Source organism: uncultured Microbacterium sp. (assembly GCF_913776565.1).
Classification (GTDB): domain Bacteria; phylum Actinomycetota; class Actinomycetes; order Actinomycetales; family Microbacteriaceae; genus Microbacterium.
This window is the reverse complement of sequence record NZ_CAJYPF010000042.1, coordinates 1-7378: the sequence shown is the minus strand read 5'-3', so window position 1 is coordinate 7378 and position 7378 is coordinate 1. Positions and strand designations below refer to the sequence as shown.

General features: G+C 70.2%; 6 protein-coding genes and 1 tRNA gene. 3 read left to right on the top strand and 4 right to left on the bottom strand.

Features of this window, described 5'->3' with window-relative positions; translation table 11 throughout:
- Positions 1–460: 460 nt before the first annotated feature.
- From QZ433_RS02795 to QZ433_RS02780, 4 genes are all read right to left on the bottom strand, one after another.
- A tRNA-Pro gene (locus tag QZ433_RS02795) sits at positions 461–537 on the bottom strand.
- A 146-nt stretch (positions 538–683) separates the two neighbouring features.
- The gene (locus QZ433_RS02790) at positions 684–2186 is read right to left on the bottom strand and encodes a hypothetical protein (protein ID WP_295779912.1); all 1503 of its coding nucleotides are present in this window, start codon (positions 2184–2186) and stop codon (positions 684–686) included.
- Positions 2187–2301: 115 nt separating this feature from the next.
- Positions 2302–3228, bottom strand: a complete 927-nt coding sequence (locus QZ433_RS02785; RefSeq protein WP_295779911.1) for a metallophosphoesterase — start codon at positions 3226–3228, stop codon at positions 2302–2304.
- The gene (locus QZ433_RS02780; protein ID WP_295779910.1) at positions 3225–5924 is read right to left on the bottom strand and encodes a transglycosylase domain-containing protein; all 2700 of its coding nucleotides are present in this window, start codon (positions 5922–5924) and stop codon (positions 3225–3227) included. Before QZ433_RS02780 ends, QZ433_RS02785 begins: the two co-directional genes overlap by 4 nt.
- A gap of 120 nt (positions 5925–6044) precedes the next feature.
- On the opposite strand from QZ433_RS02780, the gene QZ433_RS02775 reads away from it, so the two are divergent.
- From QZ433_RS02775 to QZ433_RS02765, 3 genes are all read left to right on the top strand, one after another.
- Positions 6045–6263, top strand: coding sequence for a hypothetical protein (locus QZ433_RS02775; RefSeq protein ID WP_108317699.1), 219 nt, complete (start codon positions 6045–6047; stop codon positions 6261–6263).
- Positions 6260–6727, top strand: a complete 468-nt coding sequence (locus QZ433_RS02770; RefSeq protein WP_295779909.1) for a RidA family protein — start codon at positions 6260–6262, stop codon at positions 6725–6727. The genes QZ433_RS02775 and QZ433_RS02770 overlap by 4 nt, the downstream gene beginning before the upstream one ends.
- Positions 6728–6996: 269 nt before the next feature.
- A partial coding sequence (locus QZ433_RS02765; protein ID WP_295779908.1) for a hypothetical protein occupies positions 6997–7378 on the top strand: 382 nt, incomplete at its 3' end.

Below are 7378 nucleotides of genomic sequence, written 5' to 3'. Positions count from 1 at the left end.
CGACGGCTTCGAAAGGACGGTGGGATCGGATGCCGACGGCATCCGGCCCCACCGTCTTCGGCGTGCGTGGCCGTCGGCTCACGCGGAACGTCGGGTGCGGACGGTCCGTCTCGGAGTCGACCGGAGCGACGCGCGGCCATATGGTCGATTGCCGCAGCCACCGGCCGGGGACGTCGTCAGACGCACCGGGCTGGCCGCGGAGTCCGCGACACCCGCGACGCGCGTGAACGTCGCGTCCGCGGCGCACCCGATGCCGCCGTGGTTCGTCTCCCGTCGGGCTGGGGCCGCGTCCCGCGGCATCCCGGTCGACGTCCGGTTGAGATCGGACCGGTGAGGGCGAGGGGGAGAGCGAGCATGCTCGCCGGGAGACGTCGAGAGACGAGGGCGACTGCGTCGACGGGTTGACCGGTCCGTGCAGAAGGGCCCCTCATCGAGATGAGGGGCCCTTCTGATGCTGCTCTGGTCGGGGTGACAGGATTTGAACCTGCGGCCTCGTCGTCCCGAACGACGCGCGCTACCAAGCTGCGCCACACCCCGTTGCAACTTGAAAAGTCTACCCTGTCCGAAGCTGTGCTCCGAACCGTGTGCACGTCCGGGCGCGTCTGGAGCGATTCGGCCTCGGTGTCCGCCTCGCCATCGGCCCGGAGGCGGCGGGATCGCCGCCCCGGGCCGGCCTGGTCCGCTCAGAGGCGCAGCGAGCGTCTGCGGGCGACGATCAGCGCGGTCAGACCGGCGATGAGCATCGCCGCGGCGATCCCCGCGGAGAACGCGGTGGTGCCGGCGTCCGCTCCGGTGGCAGCCAGCGCGGCCGGCGCGGTCGGCGGCGGGGGAAACGGGGCGGGTGTGGACGCCGCCGCCGCGGAAGTCGGCGAAGAGGGCGGGATGTCGCGGGGCGGCGGAGGGGTGAGCTGCTGCGTCTGCGCCGGTGAAGCGAAGCGTTCCTGCCAGCGAAACCCTGGCGCCAGGTGCGGTACCGCGGCTGCGTCCTGCTCGTCCCGCACCACCCGCCACACCGCCGTGTACACGCCGGGACCGGGGAGGGCGGGGGACGTCACCGTGTACGTCCCCGCGCCGGACTGGGGATCCGTGCGCAGCTCGAGGGTCGCCACGGGCTTCAGGCCTGCGGGGACGTCCGGAGCTTCCGCCGGGAAGGCGCCGGTCCGGTACACGTCCGCCGTCGCGCGGATCACCACGAACGACCCGTCACCGTGTCGGGGCCAGACCCCCTCGGAGGCCGAGATCGTGACATCGTCCACGAATACTCCGTCGTCGATCACCGCGGACGTGACGATGCGCGGCGAGAAGCGCACGGGTCGCGGTTCGGCGTCGACCGTGGACAACGTGAAGCGGGTCGGATCTCCCGGGCCGGCGGACTCCTGTTGTCCGGGTGTGGAGAAGTACCGAACGGCCGCCGATCGCAGGACGAAGTCCCCCGTCGCGCGGACGGTGTAGGGGCGCCCTTCTCCCGCCGCGGGCGGCGCCGCGAGGATCTCGAACACCCCGCCGCCGCTGACATCGCGGCGCTCGGGGCTGCCGCTGTCGGCGAAGACGGCGCCCTCCAGGCGCAGGCTGCCCGTCGCCGCCGCGTCGACCTCGACCGAAAGCGCCCCGCGGGTCGGATCGTCCGGTCGCGTGCTGAGCGAGAGGGTGCCTCCGGGCTGGGGAACGGGGATCGCCCGTGCCTCGGCGAGATACCGCAGAGCGCGCTCCTGGACGGCCGCGCTGTTCTCCGGACTGGCGCGTCGCATGATGTGATCGATCGCGCCGGCGAGGTCGTCGCCGGCATAGCCCCACGAATGCAGCGTGGTGTCGAGGTCGGCGATCGCCTTGACCGCCCAACCGACTCCGGCCGCCTGCACCGGATCATCGGTCTGGCCGTAGGTGGTGACCAGGTGGTTGATCGAGACGAGCTGCTGCGCGTTGAGTCCATTGACCGCGGTCGACGTGCCGTGATCGGTGGTGGGGCCGACCGCCACGGGCAGGCCGGGATGGATGCAGTAGGTGTGCACCTCGCCGACCTTCATCGAGCCGTGCCAGCCGGTGCGCGAGAGAGCGGCCCAGGTGCCGAACCCGGTGCCGCGGTCGGCGGCGTGCGCGGCGGGGGAGAGAGCGACGCCGCCGACAAGCACGGCGAACGCCGCGATCGCGGCCAGCAGACGTCGGCGGGGCGGGGGAGGGTGGTTCATGCGGGAGTCCCTTCTGTCGAGGAGACTCGATCGTCCGCCAGCGCGTCGCCCGGGAAACGACCGAAGGCGCCGGTCCGTGAACGGATCGACGCCTTCGGCCGCTGGGGAGGACGCGTCAGCGCGGGAGCAGCGTGAGCAGGGTCGCCTCGGGACGGCACGCGAAGCGCACGGGGGCGTAGATCGAGTGCCCGAGCCCGGCGCTCACGTTGAGCGGGACCGTGCGGCCCTCGTGCGTCCACTCGCTGAGTCCACGGGCCTGGTCGAGCGGCAGATCGCAGTTCGAGACGAGGGCCTCGCGGCTGAACGGGACGCGGACCTGACCGCCGTGGGTGTGCCCCGCGATGAGCACGTCGGCGCCGAGGTCGGTGAACGTGTCGAGGGTGCGCCGGTACGGCGCGTGCATGACGCCGAGGGTGAGGTCGGCGGCATCCATTCTCTCGAGGAGCGGGGGGAGGAGTTCGGGGTGGTCCCAATTGCGGTGGGCGTCGTTCACCCCGAAGGCGGTGATGCGCAGCCCCTTCACCTCGAACGAGACCGCGGTGTCGTCGAGGATGCTCCACCCGAGGTCGTCGGTGAAGAAGCGGTCGAGGGCCTCGACGTCGAGGTGCTTGTGCTCGGGCTGATGCCCCGAGGGGCCCAGGAAGTAGCGCAGCGGGTTGCGCGGCGACGGCTCCTGGTAGTCGTTCGACCCGTGCACGACCAGCCCCGGAACGCCGCGCAGCGGCGAGAAGGCGGAGCGGATGCCGATCAACCCGTCGCGGTGACCGAGGTTGTCGCCCGTGTTGACCACGAGGTCCGGTGACAGTTCGGCGAGGCGGGCCATCCACTCCTGCTTGCGGTGCTGCCACGGCGCCATGTGGGCGTCCGACACGTGCAGGACGCGCAGGGGATCGGCCCCCTTCGGCAGCACGCGCAGGGCGTGGTACCGGACCGTGAACAGGTAGCGCTCGACGCCGACGCCCCAGACGGCGGCCCCGACAGCGGCCGCCCCCGCGACCCCGAGGGGTGCGAGGGCGGCCGTCGCGAGCGGATGACGCGTCATCCGCAGGCCTTGGCGACGATCGACAGGACGATCGCGCTGTTCTTGTTGGCGGACGAGCCGGCGGCCGGATCGGTCGCCGTCACCTGACCCTCGGCCGGAGCGTTCGGCTCCGCCACGCACGGGCCCAGCGACAGGTTGGTGTACCCGGCGGCATTCAGGGCGCCACGGGCCGCGTTGACGGTCTGGCCGACCACGTTCGGCACGGTGCCGCCCTGGCCGTTGCCCGGGCTCAGCGTGATGAGCGAACCGGCGGGGGCGGACCCGGCGCCGGGGCTCTGCGCGGCGACCGTGTCGGGACCCGACGTCGAGTCGATCGGGTCGCCGACGCTCACACGGAAGCCGGCGTTCTGCAGCGTCGAGCGGGCCGCGTCGATGCTCTGACCGACGACGTTCGGCAGGTCGCGCTGCTGCGTGCGCAGCAGGTTCGACGCGGGGTCGGGGAAGCGGTCGCCTCCGTAGAACTCGTCCGACGCCCGCTGGGTGTCCGCGGCGAGCACGTATCGGATGTCGGACAGCTGGCGTCCACCCCAGTACTTGCCGAAGAGGTCTTCGGATCCCTCGAAGTTGCCGACCCACGCGGCGGTGGTGGTGTTGGTGGACGACTCGATCATCCACGTCTGCCAGCCCTCGTGCGTACCGGTCTTGCCGATGACGGGAGTCCCGTCGAAGGGGTTGCCCGAGCGACCGGTTCCGCCGCTCGCCATGACGCCCTGCAGGGCGTAGGCGGCCGTCGCCGAGATCTCGGGCGTCAGAGCGGTCGAGCAGGTGCGCTCGGGGATGGTCCGCTCGGATCCGTCGCTCGCTGTGACCTTGTCGATGACCTTCGGCTGGCACAGCGTTCCGCCGTTGGCCACCGTCGCGTAAGCGCCGGCCATGGCGATCGGCGAGACGTTGTCGCTGCCGATCACGTTGTTGGCGTACTGCATCGTGATGTCGCTGCCGTCGCCCTTGGTGACGCCGAGCTTCTTCGCCGTCTTGGCGATGTCGCACAGGTCGAGCTCGGCGGCCATCTGCAGGTAGCCGGTGTTGAGCGAGTCGCGCGTGAACTGCATCGGCGTGCCGACGTAACCCGGGTTGTTCGCGAAGTTGTTGATGCGCGCGTTGTCTTTATTGACGTAATTGCCGGTGCACGAGTTGGTCATGTTCGGCACGGGGCCCATTCGACCGTTCAGGGTCTCGTTGAGCGAGTGCCCCTTCTCGAGCCAGTCCACCAGCGTGAAGAGCTTGAACGTCGATCCGGCGTTGAAGCCGATCGATCCGCCGTTGGTGCTGTCGCCGGCGAAGACCACCGAGTTGAAGGAGGGGTCGGCCTCGGCCTGGCCCGGATCCTGCGTGAATTTGGTGTTCTGCGCGATCGCGAGGATGCGACCGGTCTTGGACTCGGTGCTGACGATGGTCGAGCCGAACTTCATGTTGTTGAAGCTCTGCGGCGCGTTCTCGTTCATCGAGTTCTGCGCGGCATCCTGCACACGCCAGTCCAGCGTGGTCTGGATGGTCAGACCGTCCTGACGCAGTGCCCGCACGCGGTCGTCGATCTCGGCGCCGAAGGCGGGGTCGTTCAGGATCGTCGAGACGACGTACTGGCAGAAGTACGGCGCGGCCGACGACACGCAGCCCTGGTCGGTCGGGGTGATCTGCGGGGTGATGGGCTCGAGGGCCGCGGCCACGTACTGCTCGTGCGTGATCTTGCCGTCGACCTCCATGCGGCTGAGCACGTAGAGCTGGCGCCCCTTGGTCTCGCTGTAGCCGTCGGCGGCGTTGACCAGCTGCTCCTGGGTGATCTCACCGTTGTCGCGCAGCGTGTACAGCGCCTGGATCGTGCTTTGATCCACATCGTCGATGGAGCCGTCGGGCGCCTTGTTGTAGGCCGTGCCGTCGTCATCGAAGATCGACCCGCCGGGGCGGTCGATCCGGAACCGGTTGGGGTTCTGCACCATGCCCGCGAGCACGGCCGACTGGCCCACCGTCAGATTGGCGGCGGGGGTGTTGAAGTAGTACCGCGCCGCGGCGTCGATGCCGTAGGTGGTACCGCCGAAGTTCGCGATGTTGAGGTAGCCCAGCAGGATCTGGTCCTTCGAGAACTCCTTCTCGAGCTGGATCGCGTAGCGCATCTCTTGCAGCTTGCGCTGGTAGCCCGCGGTTCCCACCGACTGAACGGCCTGCTCGGCGCACTCCTGCAGCGCCTCGTCGCGCGTCTTGCCGGGGGTGGTGTCGGTGGCCTCGACGGCTTTCGCGTCGCGCTCGCAGCGCTGCACGAGAACGTTCTTGACGTACTGCTGGCTGATCGAGGAGCCACCCTGGGTGTCGTTGCCGCGCGCGTTGCTGAGCAGCGCGCGGGTCGTGCCGATGAGGTCGACGCCGCCGTGCTGGTAGTAACGCGGGTCCTCCGACGACAGGATCGCGTCGTACATCACCGGGTTGACCTGGTCGAAGGTGACGGGCGAACGGTTCTGGTCGTAGAACTTCGCCAGCACCCGGTCGCCCGCCATGAGCGTCGTCGGCTGCATCAGCTCGTCGGGCTGCAGGTAGCTCGGCATCTTGTCGAAGATCGTGATGGCGCTGGACGCAGCGGCACCGGAGACGGCGATGGCCGGCGTCACGGCGGCGGTGACCAGGAGTCCGGCGACCGCGCTCAGGCCGACGAGGCCGACGATGCCGCCAAGGGCACCGCTAGCCGTTCGTTTGTTCTCGGGCATAGGCTTGATGCTAAGCGACGTTGCTGGGCGATGCCTCGAAGGCGTGCGCTCGCGCGCGTACGTATCCGTCCCCGCGCGCACCCCCGTTGCGCGCATCCGAGTCACCGCCGGGAGCCCGACATGACCACGTGGGAGTACCTCACCACGCCGCTGCTGATCCACAACACCGCCGCGATCCTCAACAACTGGGGCAAGCAGGGCTGGGAGCTCGTGCAGGTGGTGACCGGTCCCGAGGGCGGCCTCGTCGCCTATTTCAAGCGCCCCGTCGGCGGCGGCAGCGCCAACGCCGGACTGGGTGCCGCCGAGGCGGCCGCGCGCCAGTTCGAGGGGCAGCAGTGAGCGTTTCGGAGCGTCTGAGCGCGCTCGGCGTCGAGGTGCCCGCGGTCGTCCCGCCGGTCGCGTCGTACATTCCCGCGAAGCGCCACGGCGACCTCGTCTACACCTCCGGCCAGCTCCCGATGGTCTCGGGGAGCCTCCCCGCCACGGGCAAGGTCGGCGAGGGCGAGGGTCTCATCATCCCCGCGGATGCCAAGACCTACGCCCGCCAGTGCGCGCTCAACGCGATCGCGGCGGCGGCGGCCCTCGTCGGCGGTGTCGACAACCTGACCGGTGTGCTCAAGCTCACCGGGTTCGTGGCATCCGTTCCCGAATTCACCGGTCAGCCCGGTGTCATCAACGGCGCGAGCGAGTTCTTGGGCGAGGTGTTCGGCGAGTCCGGCGCGCACGCCCGCTCGGCGGTCGGCGTGCCCGTGCTGCCCCTGGACAGCCCCGTCGAGGTCGAGGTCGTCTTCACCGTCGCCTGACCCCGCCGCCCGTTCAACGGCGCCGTCGTCCCCGCTCCTCGTGAGCGGGGCCGGCGGCGCCGTTGCTGTTCCCCCGTGGGGATCGGCCAGGGGTCGTCGAGGTTCGCGACGAAACCTGCGGGGGAGCGGCGGGCGGTGACGAGGGCGAAACAACCTGTTTCTGTTTTCGACACGGGAGGTGACATCGGCGTCGATAGCGTGCGGTTCGGGGACGTGTTGGGCGTCCCCACCCACGTCGCGTGGGACGCATGAGGGGGGAACAGCCGCACATGAGGAAGAAGACCATCACAGCGGGTCTGGGGGCGACAGCCCTGGCGCTGACGGCAGCGATCGGCGCGGGTTCCGCGGCGTGGGCGGCCGACATCACGGGAGAGACCGAGGTCACTCTCGACGTCACGACGGCGGGACGGATCGTGGTGAAGGTGTGGGCGCAGAACACCTCGGCGATCCCGGCCTACGGCGCCGCCGTGATCAAGGCGCCGGACGGGACGGTCGAGGACTACGGCCCGCGCCTGTTCCAGCCGGGTGAGACCTGGTCGTGGACGAAGACGCTGAACGGGTACGACTGCGACGACGTCGCCGACACCGCCGCGGCGGCGTTCGGCTTCGCCGAGCAGGGCACCGCGCCCGACTGGACGTCCGGCATCCTGA

Excerpts from the sequence above, each read along its gene's own strand:
- QZ433_RS02790 (WP_295779912.1), bottom strand. The coding sequence starts at position 2,186 with ATGAACCACCCTCCCCCGCCCCGCCGACGTCTGCTGGCCGCGATCGCG.
- QZ433_RS02780 (WP_295779910.1), bottom strand. The coding sequence starts at position 5,924 with ATGCCCGAGAACAAACGAACGGCTAGCGGTGCCCTTGGCGGCATCGTC.
- QZ433_RS02785 (WP_295779911.1), bottom strand. The coding sequence starts at position 3,228 with ATGACGCGTCATCCGCTCGCGACGGCCGCCCTCGCACCCCTCGGGGTC.
- QZ433_RS02775 (WP_108317699.1), top strand. The coding sequence starts at position 6,045 with ATGACCACGTGGGAGTACCTCACCACGCCGCTGCTGATCCACAACACC.